Annotated in this window: 19 protein-coding genes; 6 read left to right on the forward strand and 13 right to left on the reverse strand. The window is 49.4% G+C overall.

All coding sequences use genetic code 11. From position 1 onward, the window contains the following. Positions 1-100: 100 nt before the first annotated feature. Together LDO05_RS13190 and LDO05_RS13195 are read left to right on the forward strand one after the other, a co-directional pair. Positions 101-649 (forward strand): RNA polymerase sigma factor, encoded by a 549-nt coding sequence (locus LDO05_RS13190; RefSeq protein WP_346657580.1) that lies wholly within the window; start codon positions 101-103, stop codon positions 647-649. After that, a complete protein-coding gene (locus LDO05_RS13195) occupies positions 642-1,736 on the forward strand; it encodes an outer membrane protein assembly factor BamE (RefSeq protein ID WP_251375839.1) in 1,095 nt (364 codons plus the stop codon). Before LDO05_RS13190 ends, LDO05_RS13195 begins: the two co-directional genes overlap by 8 nt. 91 nt (positions 1,737-1,827) lie before the next feature. Here LDO05_RS13195 and LDO05_RS13200 read toward each other — a convergent pair whose 3' ends face one another. From LDO05_RS13200 to LDO05_RS13255, 12 genes are all read right to left on the reverse strand, one after another. Next, complete coding sequence (locus LDO05_RS13200) at positions 1,828-3,018, reverse strand: efflux RND transporter periplasmic adaptor subunit (RefSeq protein WP_251375840.1); 1,191 nt, start codon at positions 3,016-3,018, stop codon at positions 1,828-1,830. A 17-nt stretch (positions 3,019-3,035) separates the two neighbouring features. After that, complete coding sequence (locus tag LDO05_RS13205; protein WP_251375841.1) at positions 3,036-6,140, reverse strand: efflux RND transporter permease subunit; 3,105 nt, start codon at positions 6,138-6,140, stop codon at positions 3,036-3,038. Positions 6,141-6,343: 203 nt separating this feature from the next. Continuing rightward, positions 6,344-8,683 (reverse strand): glycoside hydrolase family 65 protein, encoded by a 2,340-nt coding sequence (locus LDO05_RS13210; protein ID WP_251375842.1) that lies wholly within the window; start codon positions 8,681-8,683, stop codon positions 6,344-6,346. A 71-nt stretch (positions 8,684-8,754) separates the two neighbouring features. After that, on the reverse strand, positions 8,755-9,849 hold the full coding sequence (locus LDO05_RS13215) for a carbohydrate ABC transporter permease (RefSeq protein ID WP_251375843.1): 1,095 nt from the start codon (positions 9,847-9,849) through the stop codon (positions 8,755-8,757). Further along, the gene (locus LDO05_RS13220; RefSeq protein ID WP_251375844.1) at positions 9,849-10,937 is read right to left on the reverse strand and encodes a carbohydrate ABC transporter permease; all 1,089 of its coding nucleotides are present in this window, start codon (positions 10,935-10,937) and stop codon (positions 9,849-9,851) included. The genes LDO05_RS13215 and LDO05_RS13220 overlap by 1 nt, the downstream gene beginning before the upstream one ends. 261 nt (positions 10,938-11,198) lie before the next feature. Further along, on the reverse strand, positions 11,199-12,605 hold the full coding sequence (locus LDO05_RS13225) for an ABC transporter substrate-binding protein (RefSeq protein ID WP_251375845.1): 1,407 nt from the start codon (positions 12,603-12,605) through the stop codon (positions 11,199-11,201). 277 nt (positions 12,606-12,882) lie between these two features. Continuing rightward, entirely contained in the window at positions 12,883-13,887 is a 1,005-nt protein-coding gene (locus LDO05_RS13230; RefSeq protein ID WP_251375846.1) for a LacI family DNA-binding transcriptional regulator, read from the reverse strand. Between the two features lie 195 nt (positions 13,888-14,082). Continuing rightward, positions 14,083-14,313, reverse strand: a complete 231-nt coding sequence (locus LDO05_RS13235; protein WP_251375847.1) for an excalibur calcium-binding domain-containing protein — start codon at positions 14,311-14,313, stop codon at positions 14,083-14,085. A gap of 187 nt (positions 14,314-14,500) precedes the next feature. Next, positions 14,501-15,037 (reverse strand): DoxX family protein, encoded by a 537-nt coding sequence (locus LDO05_RS13240; protein ID WP_251375848.1) that lies wholly within the window; start codon positions 15,035-15,037, stop codon positions 14,501-14,503. A 172-nt stretch (positions 15,038-15,209) separates the two neighbouring features. Continuing rightward, positions 15,210-15,830 carry a molybdenum cofactor guanylyltransferase gene (gene mobA / locus LDO05_RS13245; protein WP_251375849.1) on the reverse strand — a complete coding sequence of 207 codons (621 nt, stop codon included), beginning with the start codon at positions 15,828-15,830 and terminating at the stop codon, positions 15,210-15,212. A 123-nt stretch (positions 15,831-15,953) separates the two neighbouring features. Next, the gene (gene ndk, locus LDO05_RS13250) at positions 15,954-16,361 is read right to left on the reverse strand and encodes a nucleoside-diphosphate kinase (protein ID WP_251375850.1); all 408 of its coding nucleotides are present in this window, start codon (positions 16,359-16,361) and stop codon (positions 15,954-15,956) included. A 65-nt stretch (positions 16,362-16,426) separates the two neighbouring features. After that, positions 16,427-17,509, reverse strand: a complete 1,083-nt coding sequence (locus LDO05_RS13255; protein ID WP_251375851.1) for an acyltransferase family protein — start codon at positions 17,507-17,509, stop codon at positions 16,427-16,429. A 242-nt stretch (positions 17,510-17,751) separates the two neighbouring features. Between LDO05_RS13255 and LDO05_RS13260 the strand changes: the two genes are divergently transcribed. Continuing rightward, complete coding sequence (locus tag LDO05_RS13260) at positions 17,752-18,492, forward strand: Crp/Fnr family transcriptional regulator (RefSeq protein ID WP_251375852.1); 741 nt, start codon at positions 17,752-17,754, stop codon at positions 18,490-18,492. A 273-nt stretch (positions 18,493-18,765) separates the two neighbouring features. Here LDO05_RS13260 and LDO05_RS13265 read toward each other — a convergent pair whose 3' ends face one another. Further along, on the reverse strand, positions 18,766-20,244 hold the full coding sequence (locus tag LDO05_RS13265; RefSeq protein ID WP_251375853.1) for a protein adenylyltransferase SelO: 1,479 nt from the start codon (positions 20,242-20,244) through the stop codon (positions 18,766-18,768). Positions 20,245-20,433: 189 nt separating this feature from the next. On the opposite strand from LDO05_RS13265, the gene LDO05_RS13270 reads away from it, so the two are divergent. From LDO05_RS13270 to LDO05_RS13280, 3 genes are all read left to right on the forward strand, one after another. Further along, a complete protein-coding gene (locus LDO05_RS13270) occupies positions 20,434-21,183 on the forward strand; it encodes a YqjF family protein (RefSeq protein ID WP_251375854.1) in 750 nt (249 codons plus the stop codon). A 106-nt stretch (positions 21,184-21,289) separates the two neighbouring features. Continuing rightward, positions 21,290-21,826, forward strand: a complete 537-nt coding sequence (locus LDO05_RS13275; protein WP_251375855.1) for a helix-turn-helix transcriptional regulator — start codon at positions 21,290-21,292, stop codon at positions 21,824-21,826. After that, positions 21,827-22,630 carry an alpha/beta fold hydrolase gene (locus LDO05_RS13280; protein ID WP_251375856.1) on the forward strand — a complete coding sequence of 268 codons (804 nt, stop codon included), beginning with the start codon at positions 21,827-21,829 and terminating at the stop codon, positions 22,628-22,630. Positions 22,631-22,661: the final 31 nt, after the last annotated feature.

A 22,661-nucleotide genomic window follows, 5' to 3' on the forward strand; every position in this document is an offset into this window, starting at 1 on the left:
TCTCGGAGCTTTTAGAACACAAACTGAACTCCTTAATACCAACCAAATTAAGGGAACTAAATTTTGGTTTCTTTTGTCTAATGAGTAAGAGGTGAAGAAAGTGGAACAAACACAGTGGGAATATATGATTCATATTGATCAGATGAATCCTTCGGATCTTCATGATCTCATGAATGCCTATGGTCAGGATGTATGGAATCTGGCTTTTATTCTGACCCGCAGACGCGATCTAGCGGACGATATTGTCCAAGATGTTTTTCTAAAGGCGTATTCTTCGATCCATACGTTTCGCGGACATTCGGCTATCAAGACCTGGCTCCTGTCCATTACCCGCAACACATCTGTGAATTACTTAAGATCCGCATTTATTAGGAAAGTCACCCTGTTAGAGTGGATCGCAACTAAGGAATCCTCTCCCTCGGCAGAGCAGAAAGTGATGGAGCACACCTACTCATCACAGATTTGGGAGACCGTGATGAAGCTGCCGATCAAGCTGAGAGAGGTCCTGATTCTCCATGGGAAATATGAAATGACCACTAAGGAGATCGCCGCCATGCTCCAGTTATCCGAAGGTACCGTCAAGTCGCGATTATCCAGAGCCCGCAGCCGGATGGCCGCGTACCGAAAGGAGAGTGCTCTCTATGAGTAGAGAAACCGATGAGCTGTATAATCAATTGAAGCAGGGGCCTTTTCCGCACCGTACGTTCACTGTCGACCATATGAACCACATCACCAATGAAGCCGCCAAGCAGAACAAGCGATCATCTCCTGTTAAATCCAGACTAGTCTGGGCAGCGGCCGCTTTTGTTCTCATTATCAGTATTGGAACTTTCTATGCGTACTTAAAGGAAAATCCGGCCGGTAAAGAGGTTGTTGCGACTCCCCCTATTATCAAGCCTGAGATTCAAGAACCCGCGAGTGACATTCCCCTGAAGCCTGACAGACCAAGCGGGCAGTTGGGCGAACAGCTTCCTTTCACAGCTGAAATGGTGGACTCTATTACGATTAAAGCCTCTGGTACAGAAGCTGAAATTGCCGTTCCGAAGTCACGCTACACTGTGATCGCTGACGGATTATATTGGGAGAACCTTTCCATCGCCAAAGCAGACCTCGCCTCCCCTGACCAGAAGCAGGTGCGAATCCGAATCCATACCTCCAAAGGGATCTACAGTGTACCCTACAGCCTGGACAGCAACACTTATCAGCTTGGAAGCGCCCGTTATTACGCGGATGACCAAGTGCTGCGCTTGATGTCGGGGCTGCTGGAACCGGACACAGATCTGGCGAAGGTTGAACGACTCTCGGCTAAAGCGCAGGAGGAAGTGGACAGGGGCGAAATGAAGAGCAATGACAAGCTCACATATAAGGCAGAGCGGTTCAATATTGACGGAAAGGATACCGCCGGCTGGCTTAGTCAGATTGCACTTCAATCGATAAGCTACACTTTCTCGAAGGCATATTACGACGCCCTCACTCAACGTGTGAGACATGTACTCTATTACAAGGAGACCGGCATCTTCGCTTCGGCAAGCGAGGTCATATTTCTGAATAAGAACGTCCAGACTCCGGATGGGATCCAGGTTGGTCTAACCAAGCAGCAGGTACAGTCGAAGCTCGGCAAGCCCAATATGGAGACCGATTCCCGGTGGGATTACCGCGTAGGCGACTCTTTAAAGTTCCATCTCTATTTCGAAAATAACAAGGTAGCCTTCATCTCCCTGACCCTGCCTGCTTAAAATCACCTTACAGCAGACCGAAGAGGTTTTCCGGCATATCCGGAAAACCTCTTCGGTCCAGCTCTATTTAACTCCCAACTTGTCTCAGCGATTACTGGGTCTGGACCTTCTCCCCGTCCTTCAGCGTATGCTGGCCTGACACAATCAGCTTATCCCCCGCAGAGACGCCCAGAATTTCCTGATACATTCCGCCCAGTCTCCCCAGCTCGATCTGTACCCGCTGAGCCTTGTCCCCCTTCAGCACAAATACATAAGTGTTGTTCCCGTCACGCACGATGCTGCCCGTAGGAACAGCAAGAACGTTCTCTTCCTCCTCCGTAGTTAGCTGAACCTGTACTCGAGAGCCTGGGACAAAAAAGGCGTCCTTATTATCCGCTGTCAGCTGAAGTGTATACAGCCGGGTAGTCGTGCTTGGAGCCCCGGAAAGATAAGCAACACGGATCTCCCGGCCAACCTTCGGCTGGTCGGCATAATAGACCCGGACTTTCTTCTTCCCCCTGACCCGTTCGGCTGAATCCTCGCTAAGCTCAGCTTGAATCGTTATTTGATTCGCATTTAGAACCAAGCAGACCTTGCTTCCCTGTGTCACGCTGGCTCCTACGGTAATGGCAAGCTCAGCCAACGTTCCACTGGACGGGGCTGTAATATTGTAAGCCTCCAGATTCGCTTTGGCCTGAGCCAAAGATACTTTAGCCGTCTCCAGCTGAGATTTGGCAGCAGGTACCGAGCTTTTGGATTCAAGGAACTTCAGCTGCTCTTTCGAGGATTCCAGATTGTCTCTGGTGGTGTTGTACAGCTCTTCATTATTTGCCCGGATTGCTTCCTTCATCTGCTTCTCATAACCGCTTATAGTACGCGCCAGCTGTGCCCGGTTCGATTCCAGTTCTAATTGAGCGGACTGCAGCGCTCTCTCCGCGCTTGATACCGAGGCCTCGGCTGTAACCACAGAGATGTGGGCAGTCCCGGCAGAGATGCGGGCAATAACCTGACCCTTCGTTACCTTGTCCCCATTGTTCTTAAGTATTTCTGTAATCGTTCCAGATCCCTGAGCAATGACGCCGACCTGCACGGAAGCATTCACATCGGCGATCTGCTCAAGAGGTGCTCCCATGGAATGCAGCTTAATTGGCTCCACCTTAACTTTGGGTATTCCGGCTTGAACCTGTGCCTGCTCCACAGGCGATGCTGAGCTGCAGCCAGCAGCTGTTGTCGTTAGTGCCAGACACGCGGCTGTTATCATCCATTTGGCTGCGCGCTTCTTCGTATATAATCTCACGATCATTTCACCTTACCCTTCCTTTACATATCCAGGCTCTTCTCTTCTCCAGACTCATGTCCCTTGCCAAATGAAGACTTTCGGGACAACCTCTTCCTGATCGAATCGAGCAGCTCGTAGATAACCGGAACCACAACGAGTGTCAGAATCGTAGAAGTCGTTAATCCTCCGATGACAACCACCGCAAGCCCTTTGGAAATGAGTGTTCCATGAGACATACCTAGAGCCAGTGGAATCATGGCGACAATAGTGGCCGCAGCGGTCATAATAATTGGACGAAGTCTGACCCTGCCGGCCTCGAGCAGCGCACTTCTGACGCTGTACCCGTCTTTGGTTAATTGCTGTGCCCGGTCAAGAAGAACAATCGCATTGGTGACTACGATCCCGATCAGCATCATGAAGCCGATTAACGAGGTAATATTAATCGCTTCATTGGATATCAGCAGGCCAAGCAGTCCCCCGATTACAGCAAGAGGCAGGGAGAACAGAATGGCAAAAGGCGTGCTGGCATTCCCGAAGCAGAGCACCATAATCAAGTATACGATGGCTATTGCAGCGCCCATGGAGACGAACAGCTGACTAAAGTTCTTGGCGATTTCGTCGGTTACCCCTCCCGTGCTGGAAGCTACTCCCTCGGGAAGCTCAATGCTGCTCAGTGCGGCCGCAACCTTGGAGCTGACCGCGGCTTTATCCGGAGAGTCGATGGCTGCTGTAATGCTGACAACCTGCTTCTGCTTCTCCCGCTGCAGCGCGATCGGTGCAGCCACCTTTTCAATTTTGGCCACCTCATTCAGATATACAATGTCTCCTGAGGAGGAGCGCAGTGGGATTTTGCCCAGCTGCTCTATGGAATCCTTGTCCGCTGAGGAGAGCTGAACCTCTACGGTATACAGAATATTGTCGAACCGGATGCTGCCCAACTCCGTCTGTTCAATCCAGGTGCGGACCGTATTCTGAATGGCCGATGTACTAAGTCCGAACCTCTTCGCTTTAGTCTGCGACACGGTGGCGACAACCTGGGTTTTGGCATCTCCAAGCGTATCCTTGACATTTTTCAGCTCAGGGAAGTCTTTGATCTTGTCCTTCACCTGGGCAGCCGCCTGCTCCAACATCTTCTGATTATCCCCGGAGAGAACATAGGAGAAGTCTGTTGTGCTGAATCCGCCTCCGCCGTCTAAGGAATCCGTAGTGACCTCTGTTCCTCTGGGAAGCTCGGCTAGAATCAGAGTCTTGTACTGCTCCTTGACCGTCTTGGGCTGAGCGTCCTCATTCAGCTCTGTATTAATCTGCACCATATAGGGAAGCTGCTTATCCGTTCCTCCATAACCTACAAGCGATTCGGTGAAATTATAGAGCGGCTTCCCCTTATCGTCTTTCGCCTGTTTGAGCATAGTCTCAATTTGCTTGGAATGGGCGTCCGCGCTCTCAATTGAGGTGTTATACGGCAGCTTGATCGTGAAGCTCAGCTGGCGTCCGGCTTCACTGTCAGATAAGTTATTTACAGCCAAGTTCGGAATGGTAATGAATAGGGTCGCCACGAATACAATGGCGGAGAATAACAGTGTCATGAAGCGATGATTCAGACACCAGGTCAGAACCTTCTCATAATAGGCAGCCGTCTTGCCTGTCTCTTCCTCGCTATGCGACCCCAGATGGACTCCCCGCAGCACCATCAGCTTGGCCATCAGAGGAATTACTGTCAGCGCCACCAACAGCGAGGCCATTAGGGCACACGCTACGGTCAGGGCAAAAGGCCGGAAAAACTCACCAATTACTCCACTGACAAATGCAATTGGAAGAAATACGCCTACGGTGACCAGCGTGGAGGAGGTTATCGCCATGGAGACCTGACTTACAGCCAAGAGAAGAACCGACTGATTTCTCTCCTTGGCTTTTTGCAGATTCGAATAAATGTTCTCAATAACTACGATGCTGTCATCCACAATCCGGCCAACCGAAATGAATATCCCTCCAAGTGACATGACATTTAACGTAAGCCCGAGATAATGCATCATCATAAATGTAATCAGAATCGAAAGAGGAATGGACACCAGCACGATCGCTGTCATTCTTAAGTTGCGCAGGAACAGCAGGATGATCAGAGATGCCAGCCCGACCCCAATAATCCCCTCACGCAGCAGGCCGCTGATAGAATCCCGGACCTCGTCCGCACTGTCATATACCTTCTTGAAGGTGATGCCCGGATGAGCTGCCTCCCATTGCTCCAGCAGGCTGTTCGTCTCATCAGAGAACTCCACCGCGTTCGCGGGCTGGGTTTTATACAGATTAATTCCGATTGCAGGCTTGCCGTCAACGCGGGAGATGAACTCCGATTCCGTTACCGCCTTGATCTCCGCCAGATCCTTGAGCATAAGCGTCTGTCCTTGACTGGATACCAGTTCAAGACGGCTCAGATTGTAGATACTATCAAGTTCTCCGGTAACCCTGACCATCTGGGTATTCCCTTCCAGCTTGATGGTTCCTACCGTGCCGGAGGCCAGTGAGGCCTGAATGGCGGCGGTGACGTCCGCAGGTGCAAGTCCATAAGCATTTAGCGCATTGGCCTTCAACTCAATATCGAGCGAGGTGCTTCGGGCCCCGATCGTATCGATATGGTCGACTCCCTTTATGGAGGCGAAACCGGGCTTCAGCTCGCTTTTATACAAGTTATCCAGGTCTGATTGGCTCATTCCCTGATCCGCATGCACAGCTAAATAATATGCAGGGATTGAAGCAAAACCGAACGTTGACACGATTGGCCTTGAAGCTTCCATAGGAAGCGGAACCCCCTGAATCAAGCTCTCCAGATCCTGTTTCTTCTTGTCAATATCCACACCTTGGGTGAACTTCACCATAACTTGTGATCCTGTATCGCTTGAGGTCGAGCTAAGCGTCTCTATTCCCTCAACATTGGCAATCTTGTCTTCAATAGGCTTGGATACCTGACTCATTACATCTTCCGGAGAAGCGGAATACGCTGTAGATACCACCACTAGCGGAAAAGATACATCCGGCATATTTTCCAGCTTAAGCGAGCCCGCAGAATACAAACCCGCCCCGAACAAAATAGCAATCATAATCAGCATAGCCGAAGCCTTATTCATGGAGAATTGTATAATGCCTTTCAACCAGTTACCTCCTTTAACCTAGTTATTTATCGAGAGCGGGTTCCATGTTAACCCATAAATGTAAACTGAATATTACTTAAGTCTTACAAGCACCATAATGATAGACACAGCAAAAAAGCCACTTCAGATGAAGTGACTTTCCCTTGAATCCACTGTAAACTTCTGCTGCATAATCATTTATCTAACTGATTTCTGATAGCACGTCACATTCTCACCGGCTCATTCCCTGCCAGAACAAGACTCTTCCCCCTATGCTTAACCGTGAGCGTCTCCCCTTCAAGAAGGGTATACTGTACACCCTCCCCATTAACGAGGATATCTAGCAATGCGCCCTTATTCACGATCTTGAAGCGGTAGCTCTCCCACTGCGCGGGCAGCACAGGATTGAACTCTAAGTTGCCGTCAATCAGGCGCATTCCGCCGAATCCGTTCACAATTGACATCCATGAGCCAGCCATCGCCGCGGTATGCAGACCATCCTTCGCATTTTGGTTAATATCGTCCAGATCCATTCGGACCGTGCGGTCGAAGTAAGCATACGCACTCTCCAATTCCCCGATCTCGGCGGAGAGAATGCTGTGTATGCAAGGCGACAAGGAGGAGTCATGAGTTGTGAGCGGCTCGTAATAATTATAATTGCGAACCTTCTCTTCCCTGGTGAACTTGTCCCCGAGCAGGAACATCGCAAGCACCAGATCCGCCTGCTTCAGCACCTGATGACGATAGATGACGAGCGGGTGGAAATGCAGCAGCAGCGGATATTTGTCCGCAGGTGTGTTCTCGAAGTCCCACTTTTGCTTGTTGAGGAAGGTATCATCCTGGGCATAGATCCCCAGCTCATCATCATAAGGCACGAACATCTTGTTCGCCGCCTCCAGCCACACCTTCATTTCCTCATCCGTAAGGTTAATACGGCTGGACAGCTGTTCATACTGATCGGGATATTCATTCCGCAGAAGCTCAGCAGTCTGATAAGCATAGTTCAGCTGATCCTGAACCATGAGATTCGTATAAGCATTATTATTCACGATGGCTGTATATTCGTCCGGGCCCGTTACCCCGTCAATACAGAAAGCACCACCTTTGGCTGGATTGAAGTGCCCCAGATCGACCCAGAAGCGTGAGGTCTCGAACAGGATCTCAGCACCTTTCGTAACCAGAAACTCCATATCTCCCGTGGCGAGTACGTACTGCTTGATTCCATAAGCAATATCTGCATTAATGTGCGCCTGTGCAGTCCCGGCCGGGAAGTAGGAGGAATTCTCCTCTCCATCAATCGTTCTCCAAGGATAGAGAGCTCCCTTCTGGGACATCACGGATGCCCGCTCCCTAGCCTTCTCCAGAGTAGCATACCGGAACTCCAACAGAGATCGGCTAATCTGTGGCTGGGTATAGGTGAAAAAAGGAAGCATGTACATTTCCGTATCCCAGAAATAATGCCCTTCATATCCTTCCCCGGTTAAGCCCTTCGCCCCGATATTGGTCAATCCATCGCGGCCCACGGACTGCAGCAGCTGGAACGCATTGAAGCGAATCCCCTGCTGAAGAGCTGGATCGCCATGAATCTCCACATCGGCATGTCTCCAGAACGCCTCCAAGAAGGCGGCCTGTTCCTGAAGGAGGGCCTCAAAGCCGGTCTCCCCCGCCATACCAAGCACCTGAACTGTCCGCTCAAAGAGTTCGGCTTCCGGATAGTCCTTCGATGTATGGTAAGAAATGTACTTCGTTAGGGAAGTGCTGTCCCCCTTGAGCAGGGGAACCGCATACTCCACCGTAAGACGCTCCTCTTCCTTCTTCTCGGCCACTTCAACATTTGAATTTGAGCTTACCAAGTGGCTCATCGCCGTGACTAACGCAAACTTCGTATGCCGTGTACGCTGCTCCATGACCGAGAAATTCTCATTGTGCTCCATACTTTGCAGTATCAAGCTCGGCAGCGCAGTGCCCCCGCCCAGACGCGGATCATCCGTCGCCTCCTGCTGCGCAATCTTGCCATCCATAGTCGAAGATAAAGTCACCGTTCCTTCAAAGTTAAGCGCCGTAACCTCATAATCCACGGCTGCCAAATGCTTATGTGCAAGCGGCACCAGTCTGCGGATTCGGATCCGTACCTGATGCCCAGCCGGGGACTCCCAGTCTACCTCTCTTAGCAGGTAGCCCCTTTTCATATCCAGCTCTCGCTTAAAGCTAAGAATTGTGCCTCTATTAAGGTGGAATTGCTCTCCCTCCACGAAAAGCTGAATAATCTGGGCATTGGTGACATTCAGCATCGCCTGGTTGCGTGAAGGATAGCCGTAGGCCCCCTCAGGATATACAATCGGTTCGGAATCATAGAATCCATTTAGATAGTTCCCTGTTACCGAGGTTCCTTCACTGCCATGGAAGCCTTCTTCGAAGTTCCCTCGCATCCCGATATAACCGTTACCCGTGGCGAACAGGCTCTCGCTTCTCTGGTTGTTCATCTCATCATAGTGGTCCTCGGACAGGCTCCAGTCCGCATAAGGATACAGCGGCTCCGGGTGTTCGTATGATCTCATCTTCATCTTGTTGAATAGCCTCCTCACAGCCTTATTTTAACTGAAGCCGAATTCTGCTCTGTCTATATCTAGCCCATCTAGCCCTTAACCGACCCGCCCATCAAGCCTCTGACAAAATACTTCTGCAGCAGGAAGAAAATTGCGAGCGGCATCAGCATGGAGATGAAGGCTGCCGAAGTCAGCAAATGCCAGTCGTTGCCTCTTGAACCTACAAGGTCTGCGATCTTCATGGACATGACCTGAACATTCGGCTGGTTGCCGATGAAGATCAGCGATACGAGGTAATCGTTCCATACCCACAGGAATTGGAAGATCCCGATCGATGCCAGCGCTGGCACAGACAACGGCAGAATGAGCTTGCTGAATATGGTGAAATGGTTCGCGCCATCCATAAAAGCCGATTCGAACAGATCCTTTGGCAGCTGACTGATAAAGTTGTACATGAAATAGGTCACCAGCGGAAGACCAAAGGCGGTATGAGCCAGCCAGATGCCGAGGTAACTTCCGTTCAGCCCCAGAGAGGTGTAATCCTTAAGCACCGGGATCAAGGCTACTTGAATCGGGATTACCAGCATGGCAATAATAATGACGAACAGGGTTTTGCGGCCCGGGAACCGGAGCCAAGCGAAGGCATAGGCGGCAAAAGAAGCGATCAGCACCGGAATTACCGTAGCGGGTACAGCAATGGTCAGTGTGTTCCAGAAAGCCTGGGACAAGCCTGTGCCCTTCTCCGTCGATTCACTTCCGTCCGCATTCTTAATCGTATACTCCTTACCTGTAATCACGTTGTTATAGTTATCCAGTGTCAGCTGGGTGCTGGTTACCCAGCCCTGCTTCTCGACACTGATGACCCGGGCTCTGCGGTTCTCCCAGATCAGCCGGCTGCCATCAACTTCTACCCCCGCTTTGAGCTGGTCATCCGTGTAAGTCTTGCCGTTAACCTCAATTGGACCACGAAGGTCCACATCCTTCGGCAGTTTGATTGAATCCCCGGCTGCCTTCCACTCTTGGTGGGGCAGCACCTTCCACCAACCTGTCTGAAGGATATCAGCAGCAGGCCTGAAGGACGAGATTAAGAGTCCCAGGGTAGGAAGCAGCCAGATCAGACAGATGAAGCCCAGTACAATGTTAACGATCCATTTGCCGCGTTTTCTTTTCTTCTTGAAGGCCATTAGAATCCCCCCTGCTTACGGAACTGACGAAGATTAATGATTATTACAGGCAGAACAGCAATTAACAGCACGATAGCCAGCGTGGAGCCGTAACCGAAGTTCCGGTACATGAAGAACTGCCGGTAGAACTGTGTTGCCACTACCTCTGTATCGTATTGACCCCCCGTCATCACCATGACGACGTCAAATATTTTCAGCGTGAAGACGATAATTGTCGTTGTAACCGTCAAGATCGTAGTAGATATGAACGGAATAATAATACCGAAAAAGATTTTGATCTCACCGGCCCCGTCCACACGCGCAGCCTCGAGGATGTCATCCGGCACACCTTTGATCGCTGCGGAGAAGATGACCATAGCAAATCCGGTCTGCATCCAGATCAGGATAATAATCAGGAAAAAGTTATTCCACGGCTGCAGCATACTTGCCCATGCCTGGGGCTCACCGCCAAGAGCAACCACAATCGCGTTAAGCAGACCAATCTGCTCAGCACCCGGTTGATAGTAATAGACGAACTTCCAGATAACACCGGCAGCCACGAACGAAATAGCCATCGGCATGAAGATAATAGATTTCGCAATTTTCTCATAGCTGCTTCGATCCGCGAGAATTGCAATCAGAAGACCAAATGCCACACACGCAAGTGTCCCCACGAACACCCATAACAGATTGTTGCGAAGCGCTGTCGCCATTAGACGATCACTGAATATAGCAATAGCAATATAATTTCCTAAGCCAACGAACTTGTCGGATGAAGCATCGAAGAAGCTTAAATACAGCGTTCTTATAGCTGGCAGTACGAGCAACCAGCCCAGTACAATGACCGCAGGTCCGATAAATATATAAGGTAATATCTTTCTGCGGACATAGTCTGGATACTGCTCGGCCGCCCAGCTCAAAGTGTAGTAAATCAGGTAGACACCCACAACCCCCCAAAGGACCGCAAGAATTGCAGTAAGCAGCGGGTTCAATGTTGAGTCACGGAAAAACATAAAGATCAGGCCATTAATGACAATATTGGCGAGCAGTACGCCAAGGGACAACAACACCGCCCTCATGCTGATTCTTTGCTTGGCTTGTGCATCCATAATTGATCCTCCTATAAGTTTTGCGAAGCAAAACTTTCTTCGTGAGCATAAGCTTAGTTTTGCGAAGCAAAACTTTCTTCGTGAGCATAAGCTTAGTTTTGCGAAGCAAAACTTTCTTCGTGAGCATAAGCTTAGTTTTGCGAAGCAAAACTTTCTTCGTAAGCATTTAAAAGAACAAAAAGAGGGGCACTCCATTCACCTTACCGGCTGCCCCTCTTCCTGCTAAAATCCGCCTATCCGCTTATGCGGCTTCAAGAATAGTTAGTTTTTCCAGCCAGCCTCAATTTGTTTGAGTGCGTCGTCCAGTGTAGCTGTACCACTCACGTAGTCCGTCATCCCTTTCCAGAACGTCCCTGCACCCACTTTACCAGGCATCAAGTCAGAGCCGTCGAAGCGAAGTGTGGAAGCTTCCTGAACCAGCTTCGCCATACGACGATCCGATTCAGATTGATACCAGTCAAGGGAAGCATCATTCATCGGTGCGATTACGCCACCGGATTGAACCCAGGTCTTGATAGATTCACCTGTAGTGAAGAACTGCATCACCGCACGTACTTCCGGACGATCATTGAACATCGCATAAATATCGCCTGCTACAAGTACCGGCTTGCCATATTTCTCATCAATTGGCGGCAGATAGAACCAATCGTAGTCCTGGTCCACTTTGGCTGATGCCGGGAAGAAGCTGGTAATGAAGTTACCCATCAGGTTGAACCAAGCCTTCGGAGGGTTCTCGAACATTGGTTTTGGCGCATCCCCGAACGCTGTCGTTACGATGGATTTCGTTCCGCCGTACACATAGTCTTTGTTCATCCAGATTTTGGACATTACCTCCACCGCATGCTTGACCTCAGGGGAAGTGAACGGAAGTTCACCTTTTACCCATTTATCATAGTTCTCAGGGGTTGTTGTACGAAGCATAATGTTCTCGATCCAGTCCGTTGCCGCCCAGCCTGTTGCCGCACCGCTCTCGATACCGATGGCCCAAGCTGGATCTCCATCCTTGGCGATCTGTTCAGTCAGAGCCATCATTTCATCCCAAGTCTGTGGAACCTTGTATCCGGCTTCATCAAATTGTTTCTTTGGGTACCACACAAGGCTCTTCACGTTACTGCGGTTCCAGATGCCGGCCATGATTTTGCCATCCTTGCCGTCCATCATGGACATATCCAGCCAGCTTTGGTTGTAATTTTGTTTCATTTTGTCCTGATCCAGCACGTTGGTCAGGTCGACAACCTTACCTGTCTTGGCAATCGAATTCAGCAAGCCTGGCTGCGGGAAGTCCGCAATGTCCGGAGCACTCCCGCCGTCAACACGAATGTTGATGGTGGCTTCGAATTCCTTGGAGCCTTCATATTGAATATCAATTCCTGTTTTGTCTTCAAAATCCTTAATGCTGCTTTCAAATTTCTTCTGGTCCGCATCCACGAATGGTCCGAACATGGTTACTTTCTTGCCTTTATATTCACCTTTCAACGCTTTATCCAGTTCAGCACCTGCTGCCGCAGTTGTTGTCGTGGTGGTTGTATTGTTATTGTTGTTGTTTGTATTCGTAGAAGCCGCAGGATCTGTAGGGCCACCACCACTTCCGCAAGCGCTGAGCATCATTGTCAAAGATAGGCATGCTACCATAAGTAGTGAAGCTTTTGTTTTCCCTGTCTTTTTCATCCTCGCACACATCCCCTTTAGTAAATGATTAAGAATTGCAGACGTTCGATGTTCCGATGGTCCGAAACCGGTTTCCCTTTTGGATCACCTCCTTGCAAGTTTATTCATGAGTGAATGGAATTATCTTAATCATGCACTAAAAACAAACAATTAAATAGAGCGCTTACATGACTCCTGAAAAAAATAAACTTATCCTCTATAAAAAACAAACTTCTTCTCATATCAATCTTTATGATCCATTTTGAAAAGCTTTTCATGCAAAATCCGAATACCCGAATTACTTCTCTCGGGATGATTCCCTGACCACCAGCTTGTGCTTCATACGCTCCCTCATTACTTCTACAGATCCTGTCCCTATAAGCTCATGAAGCTTCTCCGCAGCCCGGTAACCTAATTCGTATATTGGCTGTGCGATCGTTGTAAGCTTGGGAACAAACATACTGGCCATTCGATGATTATCAAAACCAACAACAGACACCTGCCCTGGCACAAGGACACTCCGGTCTTTCAAGTAAGATATGGTTCCCATTGCGAACTCATCCGCGACACAGAACACGGCCGTAAGCTCTGGATACTCGGTAAATAGTTCATGTGCTGCCTGATAGGCATGTTCAAATCGATGGGCTGCATACTTAATCTTGTGAGAATTGCGCTCAAGACCAAATTCAGCTAGTGCTTTTACGAACCCTCGGTAACGTGGGGGGCCTGAGATGGAATTATCGTGATTGAATCCGATCATCCCGATCTCCTGGTGTCCAATCTCGATGAGGAACTTCACCGCATCATAAGCGGCGGACTCATCATCAATCTCAACGCTGGGAACTTCGAATTCATCCGAATGGGATGATAGCAGCACGAACGGAATTCTGTATCCGACCAGCTTCTCATAATACTCCCGGTATAGAATATCACTGGCGAACACGACTCCGTCCACTTGCTTCTCGTGAAAGTTATCGATGTACGTGAGCAGCCTATGCTTGTCCCGGTCAGTATTGCATATCATCAGACTGTAACCGAGCTTGATGCATGCATCCTGCATTCCCCGAATTACTCCCGAGAAGTAGAAATTCTCAATGTCGGGAATAAGCAGGCCCAGCGTAAAAGATTTTTTGTAAATCAGCCCTCTGGCGAACGAATTGGGTTGATACTTAAGCTTCTCAATAGCCTCCAGCACGCGAATACGCTTGCTCTCCACAACCGACTGGGGAGTATTCATTACACGTGATACGGTGCTGATTGACACGCCCGCCATTTTGGCCACATCTCGAATTGTTGTCTTCATTTTATTAACTTCCTTTGTTTTGAGAACCTTTTCAAAGTGATTATAACAAGGTCAAATAAAGATTGGCAAGACGTTTTTAAAGCGCTTTCATATAAAAAATTTACGTTTATTGGGAATATGACCCAATATTACTCCTCTCCTTATTTGCACAAGAACCCCTTTATAATTTAAGGGGATTCTTGTGTCTTTAACATGTTACTTTTCACAAGCGATGCCGTCGTTATCCCGATCCAGAGCTTTCCGATAACCCGGCGCCCCTCTTTTTATATTATAATAACCGGCCTTTTTCGCAGCTGTACAGTTCTTGAAATAGAGATTCTTGCTTTGAGCTTTGGCATCAGCCTCCGGAGCATAAGCTCCGAATCCCTCGGCAGAAGCTATAGCGAGGGTCAGGGCACCCAATACATATTTTGACTTCAATTTCACTTCTTCTTCCTCCTATAACGTATTATTCTCATAATTTATCATAGTTTCTTACCACCTATAAGTTAAAATAAGGAAATTTCGACAACGCCATAATTCCTCCACTCTACTAACATAAAAGAGCCGCGGCCTCGAGCAAGGCCACGGTTCTTAATATGTTTCTTTTATCTGACTAAGTCATGCATACCTCTTACAATTTCGCTGCTGCATTTCCTTTTCCTACATTACCTGCTCCCCGGTTGAACAGCTTACCGAACACCGCTCTGAGGTAAGGAAGTACATAATAGTCGGCTCCGAACTTGCCAGCGTTAGCGCCTGCAGCGACGATGATGACTCCTAGCATGATTAACCATGGATTAGTGCTTACGGTACCGGCATACATGAACATGAAGTTCATTAATAGTCCGAAGAACGCTGCGGCTGCTGTTAGGCAGCCAAGGATGAGTCCAAGTCCTACCAGGAATTCTCCCAGTGGAATTAATATATTGAACAACTTAGCGTTTGGTATCGCAAAATGATCAAGGAATGCTACGAAGTTCGGATAGACCAGCTCACCCGTAGCTTTATCCATAACCGGCTTGGCCACTGCGCCTTTCAGGAAGCCGCTTGCGTCGAAGCCGCCAGTTAACTTATGCCATCCGGCGGTAAGCCATTCCCAACCAACATAGATCCGTACAATGACCAACAGGACTGCTGCAATTTTGTTCTCTCTTAACCATTTCATCATCTTAACCATCTCCCTGTTCTTTATGTCTTTATTGTAGAGCCTCTACGAAACACAAAATGTGACATACATCACACTTTTGTGATTTTTTTCACAAATATTTAGGACAGACATTATTTCTGTAAAAAGAGCAGCCCGGCGGAGATCTCCACCGAAGCTGCTCGTAAGTTCCTACTCAATTTGTCGTGTATATGATGCTGCTTTCTACCCGGCTTGTTCCATCCGGTGCAAGCCCTGGCTCATCAAGACTTCTAACGAATCCCAGATCCAGTCCCATCTCCTCGAATCGGTGCTCAAGTATATCCAGGCTGTTAAGCCTGCGGATTAGCGAAGCTGGGCGATAATCACCATTATTTATCAAGGTCTGAATATATCGCGCACAGGACTTGTCATACACACCGTGAAGCGGATAGCTGACGCCGCCAATCCATGGAATCGCGGCTTCATACCCCTCCTGCTTGCACTCCAGCAGCAGTGAAGCGGCTGCAGCAGAAATGTAAGGCATATCGCAGCCGACCGTCCATATATTCGAATGTTTGGATAGGCTAAGCCCTGCATACATTCCTCCAAGCGGCCCTCTCCCTCGGTAGAAATCAGTAATTATTCTTATACCCGGATCGAGATTCCTCAGAAATGGCCGCGGGTCCGGCGTAGCAACAATTATCTCTTCACATACTTCCTGCATTTCCCTGATTTGAGTATGAATCAGCAGCCCTCCGTTATAGGGAAGGAGTGCCTCCACCTGACAATCTCCCTGAGCCTCGGAACTGCCTGCCAGTATCAATCCAGTTAACATCCTGTTACCTCCTGTGATCAGAATGGGATTAGAGCTCTTACAAGCCTTAAGTCCAAAAAAGGCATAAGCCCTGGTGCAATACCAAGGGTCTATGCCGCACATCCATATTCCTTCTACTATCTTCTATTGACCGAAAAATACGGAGATTTCTCGTTCGGCATTCTCCGGGCAATCTGATCCATGAATCACATTGGCTTCAACAGAGGTTCCAAAATCACCGCGTATCGTACCTGGTGCAGCTTCAGCCGGATTGGTGGCCCCGATCATACTTCTGGAGAGCTGAACGGCATTCTCCGCTTCCCATACCATAGCGAACACGGGACCAGATGTAATATAGTCGACTACTTCCTGAAAGAACGGCTTTGTACTTAAGTGCGCGTAATGCTGCTCAGCCATCGCGCTATCCATCAATAGCTGTCTCGCATGAACCAGCCTGAACCCTCTATGCTCAAATCTGCTCATTATCTCACCAACGAGCCCCCGCTTGGTACCATCCGGCTTCACCATTACAAATGTCTGTGTTAATGCCATATGCTCATCTCCTCTACTTACTTTCTCATTGTAGTTCGCCTATAACCTCTAATCTGTGCGTTAGCTCACAGCTTCTTAAGCACTCGCCGCGGATGCCAGCGTACTGCCAGCTGACGTCCCATACGTGCGAATCCGCCAAGATCCGGTTCGATTAACCACTTAGTGATCTGCCGTGTCTGTGGCAGGGCAAGAATAACCGTAATACCTACAATAGCTATCGCAAGAACAACGAGATCGGCGGGTTGACGGACATTGTCATACAGCCCGAGCCGGATTCCGCTTCGGATGAACAGGCCATGGAGTAAGAAGACATACAGTGTTCTGGATCCCAGACTTGTTATAATCGAACGTTGCTGTGGTATGAGAGCCAGAAAGGTCAAGCTTCCCGCAGCTTGCAGTAAATACCAGCCGATCCGGGTTAATGCGGCAGCAGGTCCTTCTATGCCCATCTCCGCATAGGTGAACTTGCCGTACAGCCAATCCGGTGTACTGTGCCAAGCCAGCAGCAGCGAGACCGCAGCAAGCAGAATGATAGACAGGCCGCCTAGCCCTATGCGGCTTGGTCCGCTGCATAAGACCAGCAGCTTGCGTGTATGAAGGCTGTAACCTGCTGCGAAGAATGGCAGGAATACAAATAAGCGGGACAGGCTGAGCCAGGAACCATCGTGTCCCAGATAACCGGCAGCCACACCCAAAGCCGCAGAGATCAGAACAGGATGCTTGAGATTCAGCGCACACATAATCCGGAGCAGAACCCGCCACCCGATATGGGCTACAAGGAACCAAAGCATCAGATAAGGAACAAAAAAGGAATGCTTCTGCTGAGAAGCCTGAAAGAATAATACATCAAGCGTTGAATATAGAGTCTGAAAAATTACATAATGAACGGCAATAGAACCAAGAGATGCGAGTCCTTTCCTTCCGAGCAGATTATGCCTTGAGAAATACCCGGTCACAAATGCGAAGAGCGGGATATGGAATATAAAGATCCAGGCATGCAGATCCTCCAGCATTCCGAACCGGCTCATTACGGGCTCAATCCCTGTGGCGATTACGACCAATAGAATCAGAACAAACCTCAGATTAAGCATCCAGGTATCATCATTCACTTCTGATAAGCTGTTGTCTTTCTCTTCTTGAGTCTTCATTTGTCATGTCTCCGTTTCTCTTCCTGGAAGAGGATTTCTCTATATCTCTTCTTCCAAGCCTCCTATACCCGGAGTGTAACAAACGCAGCTTTTCCGTAATATGACTGAAGTCACAGCTGGACTGTGATGAATTTCATAGACTTCTCAGGGTATTTCTGCTTAAAGATCAGAGGTTTCCCTGATAACGAGAAATGGAAGTTCGGGTTATGATTAATTCAGCGGATAACAAGGAGGACGAACGGATGATGACCAAACAATCAGGAACACAAACAGCGAATCTTAACCAGGACCAGGCACAAGGTATTCGGCAATTTTTCTCAGAGGAGAACTTTGAGCGTCTCAGCAGTATCATGTATCCCAAAAATGTTCACAAAGGTTCCAATCTGTTCTGGGAAGGCGACACTGCGGACTACCTATACTATGTTCGCAGCGGCCGTATCAAGGTAACGAAATCGGCAGATGACGGCAAAGAATTCACGCTGTATCTTCATAACAAGGGCGATCTTATCGGTTACGGGGATGTCTTGTCTGAATCCGTTCATATGTTAAGTGCGGAAGCGCTTGAGAATTGTGAAGTGGGCGTTATTCAGCGAAAGGATCTTGAAGTGCTGCTCTGGCAGCATGGGGATCTGGCTGTTGAATTCATGCGCTGGCAGGGAATGACTCATCTGCTGACCCAGACTAAGATGCGCGATCTTCTCATGTTCGGGAAGACCGGTGCACTCTGCTCCCTGCTCATCCGTCTGAACAACTCGTACGGGCAAGCTCACGGCAAGCACCGCCGCCTGTCCATCAAGATCAACAACACAGAAATGTCGGATATGATCGGTGCCACCCGGGAAAGTGTTAACCGTATGCTTAGTGACCTGAAAAAAGACGGGATTATCGAGATCGAAGATGGTCACATCGTTATCTACGACCTGGAGCACCTGCGCGATGTGTGTCACTGTGATAACTGTCCGGCACATATTTGCCGGGTATAATCTGGCCCGAATGATCTGTATATAGGCTCTCTTGAAATCCATAATCTAATGTTCTTAGAATCCTCCGCAGTCCTCCTTGTTCACCAGATCGGTTAGCGTAGTTTAGGAGTGTTCAGCTTCGCATACTCTGAGTCACAACAGAAAGAAGCACCTACAACCTGCGGGTTGAAGGTGCTTCTTGTGATATTATCTGCAGCGCGCGAAGCTTCCAGCGCGCGCTGCCCGGCGTTAGGTAACGATGGGCAATCACTTACTTTTACAGCCGAGCACCGATCAGGTACCGCAATAGGTCCGGTAAGGGCGGCTTGTGCTCTCTGGCACTGTGGTATATTCAAGCTGATCAGCAGAGTGGGCGTAAGGACTGGCGAGAACCTCCAGAAGACGTTCCATTACACTGTAGTCCCCTTTAGTCACGGCTGCCTGAAGGGCTTCCTCCACCCGGTGATTCCGTGGAATCACAGCCGGGTTGCTGCTTCGCATCAATTCTTCCGAGTGAGCCGCGCCCTCTGGCTGTCTGTCTAATCTTGCCTGCCACTTCTCATACCATCCGGCAAACTCATTGGTGCCGTACATAGGAGTATCTTCTAGCTTACCGAAGGTTAACGCCCGGAAAGTATTGGTATAATCCGCGCGGGTATTCTTCATCATCTCAAGCAGCTCTTGAATCAGGGATTCATCCTCAGGCTCTTCGTTCGACAGACCCAGCTTGGCTCTCATTTCGGACAGCCAGTGACCGTGAAACAGCTCTGTGAACCGATAAATTTCCCCCTCGGCCAGCTTGACCGCTTCCTCTCTGTCCGCATGCAGCAGCGGCAGCAGCGTCTCGGCAAATCTCGCAAGATTCCAGGCCGCAATCTGCGGCTGATTGCCATAGGCATAGCGTCCTTCCTGGTCAATGGAGCTGAATACCGTGTCCGGATCATAAGTATCCATGAATGCACACGGCCCAAAATCAATACTTTCCCCGCTAAGAGCCATGTTGTCTGTATTCATTACCCCATGTATGAAGCCGACCAGCTGCCACTTGGCAATCAGCTCGGCCTGCCGCTGGATTACCTGCTGAAGCAGCCCCAGATAACGGTTCTCTTCCGCAAGGACCTCCGGGAAATGCCTTTGAATTGTATAGTCAGCCAAAGTCTGGAGTTCCTCGGAAGAAGTGCCCCCGGCGGCCGCATATTGGAATGTCCCTACGCGCAGATGACTGGCAGCCACACGGGTTAGAACCGCGCCGGGCAGCTCTGTGTCCCTTTGCACGGGTTGCCCTGTAGTCACAACCGCCAGACTGCGTGTGGTAGGAATTCCAAGCGCATGCATCGCTTCACTGATAATGAACTCCCGCAGCATGGGTCCAAGTGCGGCACGGCCGTCGCCGCCGCGGGAAAAGGGGGTTCGGCCCGCACCTTTCAGCTGGATATCATACCGTTCACCCCCAGGGGTGATCTGCTCCCCAAGAAGGACAGCACGGCCGTCACCAAGCTTCGTGAAATACCCGAATTGGTGTCCAGCATAAGCCTGCGCAATAGGCAGTGCACCTTCCGGGAGCTGATTACCAGCGAGAATCTCTATGCCTTGACGGCTGTGCAAAGCTTGAATATCCAGCCCCAGGGCTTTGGCAACCTCACCACTGGCTGCGACCAGTTCCGGCGAACGTACAGGAGTAGGATTAGCCACCTGGTACAGCGATTCCGGCAGGCGGGCATAACTGTTGTCAAAGTTCCATCCAGCTTCAGGTGTTGTTTTCTCCTCAGTCATTTGTATCTCCTTTTCCAGGGATTCTATTATTCGGCACTTGTTCGGCCTTGGTAGTGTGAGCTTCTGTCTATATATTATACCCAGAAATCCCATATATCACAGGCTATCTGCCTGTTAGAGGCCGGCGTCTCCCGCTTAAATGGGTAATAGAAGAGATAAATCCAGCCATGCGTACATAGGGGGAATATCATGAATAACAGTAACATCCTGCAGATTACGGATCATCGTCCGATCTCTTTTCCAGAAGGCCCTTGGATTATGAAGCAAGTATGGAGAAATTTGTTGTTCGCCCACTGGCCGGTTGAGGAAGCCGATCTGCTTCCGTTCATTCCTCCCGGCCTTAACCTTCAGCTCTTCGAAGGAAGACCCTGGATAAGCGTATCCCCGTTCCTGATCGATCCGCTCAGACTAAGGGGGCTTCCTCCCGTGCCATTTACCCGCCGGATGCTTGAATTAAATGTCCGTACTTATGTTGAATACCACGGCAGGCCCGGTGTCTTATTCTTCACGCTCGAAGCCTCCAATCCATTAGCGGTGGGAGCGGCCCGTACCCTCGGTCATCTGCCCTATCACCATGCCAGGATGCACGCCCGCTTCGAGGACAACTCCGTCTCTTATCAGAGCACAAGACAAGAGCACGGGCAGGAAGCCGAATTCAAAGCTTGTTATACCCCGGTCTCCCCGGAAGCCTTTCAAGCTGAACCCGGTTCACTTGTTCATTGGCTTACCGAAAGATACTGCCTATACACGGCTGATGCCAAGGGACAGCTGTACAGCGTGGATATCCACCACCTTCCTTGGCCTTTACAAGAAGCACGGATCGAAATCCTGAACAATACTTTAACGCCATCACTTGGACTTAAGCATGATGCTGAGCCTTCTGTAGTTACTTACACAGAACAGCTGGACGTTCTAATCTGGCCGATTCGCAAGCTCTGACAGCCTTGACTTAGATAGCCCGTTGGAAATCCGGAGACGCTGCTTGAATATACCTATTAGGTATATTATACTTGAGGTATCTTTTCCAAGCAGGAGGAATTAGAAGATGGTCTATGTCATTCTGGGACTTCTGATGATTCGAAGACTATCCCAATATGATATCCGAAGAGTGCTTAGTCAGAAAGTTTCTCCCTTTTATAGTGCCAGTCTAGGCAGTATTCAAGCCGCTCTGAAGAAGCTGGAGAGCCAGGGCTATATTGAATGTCATGATACAACCGAGAATGGGCGGAAAAAGAAGATCTATTCGATCCACCCAACCGGAAGGCAGCAGTTCATGGACTGGATGTTGACCGAAGTCACACCCAGCCGTCTGGAGCAGGAAGTGACTACCCGGTTGTTCTTCCTTGGGCTGATGACGAAGACAGAACGCCTAATCATCCTGAGCCAAGTCATTGACCAGCTCGAAGCGTCTGTTCATGAATTCGAAGCCGCCTCTGTGGAGGCTAATCAGAAGGAGATACCCGGCCATCTTGAGGGCATAGCGGCCTACCAGCTCAAGACCCTGGAGCTGGGGCTCTTTTATCACCAGAGCATGCTGGAATGGTTCACAAGACTCAAGAAGGAATTGGAGGCCGAAGGCTGAATGGACACTTCACTGAGCTTGCGCAAGCTGTATTTCAAGAATGAGGACTACTCCTATATCTGGATTCCTAATGAGGGCCAAGAGACGATCTTGATGCTGCATCCAGCCTTTGCTGACTATACGATATTCGAGCAGCAGATCGCCCATTTCAAGAGGAATTATCAGCTGATTCTACTGGATCTGCCTGGCCATGGGAGCCGTTCACTTCCAAGCTCCAAAGTTACTTTGCAGGATGTTCCTGAACTGCTGCACCAGATTCTGAGTGAGCACCAGATAAGGGATTGCCATCTGCTGGGGGTATCCGCGGGGTCACTTGCCGCCCAGGCATTTGCCGATCGTTACCCGCATGAGGTTAAGTCGGTTACTATTGTTGGCGGTTACTCCATACATAAGGCCAATGAAGCCGTCTTGAAGGGGCAACGAAAAGAAGGGCTGAGGTGGCTGCTGTACATGCTGCAGCCCCTGAGAAAGTTCAGAGAATATGTAACCTCAGTCTCCTGTCATACGGCGGAATGCAAGGTATTATTCGCTCAAGGAAGCCAGCATTTCAGAAGAAGATCATTCAGGTCAATGGCAGGTATGAATACTTTCTTCATCAGCAAAGACACACCCATGCCTTATCCCCTTCTGATTGTCGTTGGAGAATTTGATCTTCCGATTATCCTGACGGCGGCTGATGAGCTGCACCAATTAGAGATGAATTCCCGGCTTGTGCAGCTGCCCGGCGCGGGGCACTGCGCCAATGCGGATATGCCTTATGAATTCAACAAGGCTGTTGAACACTTTCTGTCAGAAATTCATTAATTCTGCCAACAAAGCCGTGAGGCACAAGGAT

This window comes from Paenibacillus sp. YPG26 (assembly GCF_023704175.1).
In the GTDB taxonomy this organism is placed as follows: domain Bacteria; phylum Bacillota; class Bacilli; order Paenibacillales; family Paenibacillaceae; genus Fontibacillus.

Coding starts and splice junctions, on each gene's coding strand:
- LDO05_RS13195 (WP_251375839.1), top strand. CDS start 642: ATGAGTAGAGAAACCGATGAGCTGTATAATCAATTGAAGCAGGGGCCT.
- LDO05_RS13200 (WP_251375840.1), bottom strand. CDS start 3,018: ATGATCGTGAGATTATATACGAAGAAGCGCGCAGCCAAATGGATGATA.
- LDO05_RS13210 (WP_251375842.1), bottom strand. CDS start 8,683: ATGAAGATGAGATCATACGAACACCCGGAGCCGCTGTATCCTTATGCG.
- LDO05_RS13215 (WP_251375843.1), bottom strand. CDS start 9,849: ATGGCCTTCAAGAAGAAAAGAAAACGCGGCAAATGGATCGTTAACATT.
- LDO05_RS13220 (WP_251375844.1), bottom strand. CDS start 10,937: ATGGATGCACAAGCCAAGCAAAGAATCAGCATGAGGGCGGTGTTGTTG.
- LDO05_RS13225 (WP_251375845.1), bottom strand. CDS start 12,605: ATGAAAAAGACAGGGAAAACAAAAGCTTCACTACTTATGGTAGCATGC.
- LDO05_RS13230 (WP_251375846.1), bottom strand. CDS start 13,887: ATGAAGACAACAATTCGAGATGTGGCCAAAATGGCGGGCGTGTCAATC.
- LDO05_RS13240 (WP_251375848.1), bottom strand. CDS start 15,037: ATGATGAAATGGTTAAGAGAGAACAAAATTGCAGCAGTCCTGTTGGTC.
- mobA (WP_251375849.1), bottom strand. CDS start 15,830: ATGTTAACTGGATTGATACTGGCAGGCAGTTCCGAGGCTCAGGGAGAT.
- ndk (WP_251375850.1), bottom strand. CDS start 16,361: ATGGCATTAACACAGACATTTGTAATGGTGAAGCCGGATGGTACCAAG.
- LDO05_RS13255 (WP_251375851.1), bottom strand. CDS start 17,509: ATGAAGACTCAAGAAGAGAAAGACAACAGCTTATCAGAAGTGAATGAT.
- LDO05_RS13260 (WP_251375852.1), top strand. CDS start 17,752: ATGATGACCAAACAATCAGGAACACAAACAGCGAATCTTAACCAGGAC.
- LDO05_RS13265 (WP_251375853.1), bottom strand. CDS start 20,244: ATGACTGAGGAGAAAACAACACCTGAAGCTGGATGGAACTTTGACAAC.
- LDO05_RS13270 (WP_251375854.1), top strand. CDS start 20,434: ATGAATAACAGTAACATCCTGCAGATTACGGATCATCGTCCGATCTCT.
- LDO05_RS13275 (WP_251375855.1), top strand. CDS start 21,290: ATGGTCTATGTCATTCTGGGACTTCTGATGATTCGAAGACTATCCCAA.
- LDO05_RS13280 (WP_251375856.1), top strand. CDS start 21,827: ATGGACACTTCACTGAGCTTGCGCAAGCTGTATTTCAAGAATGAGGAC.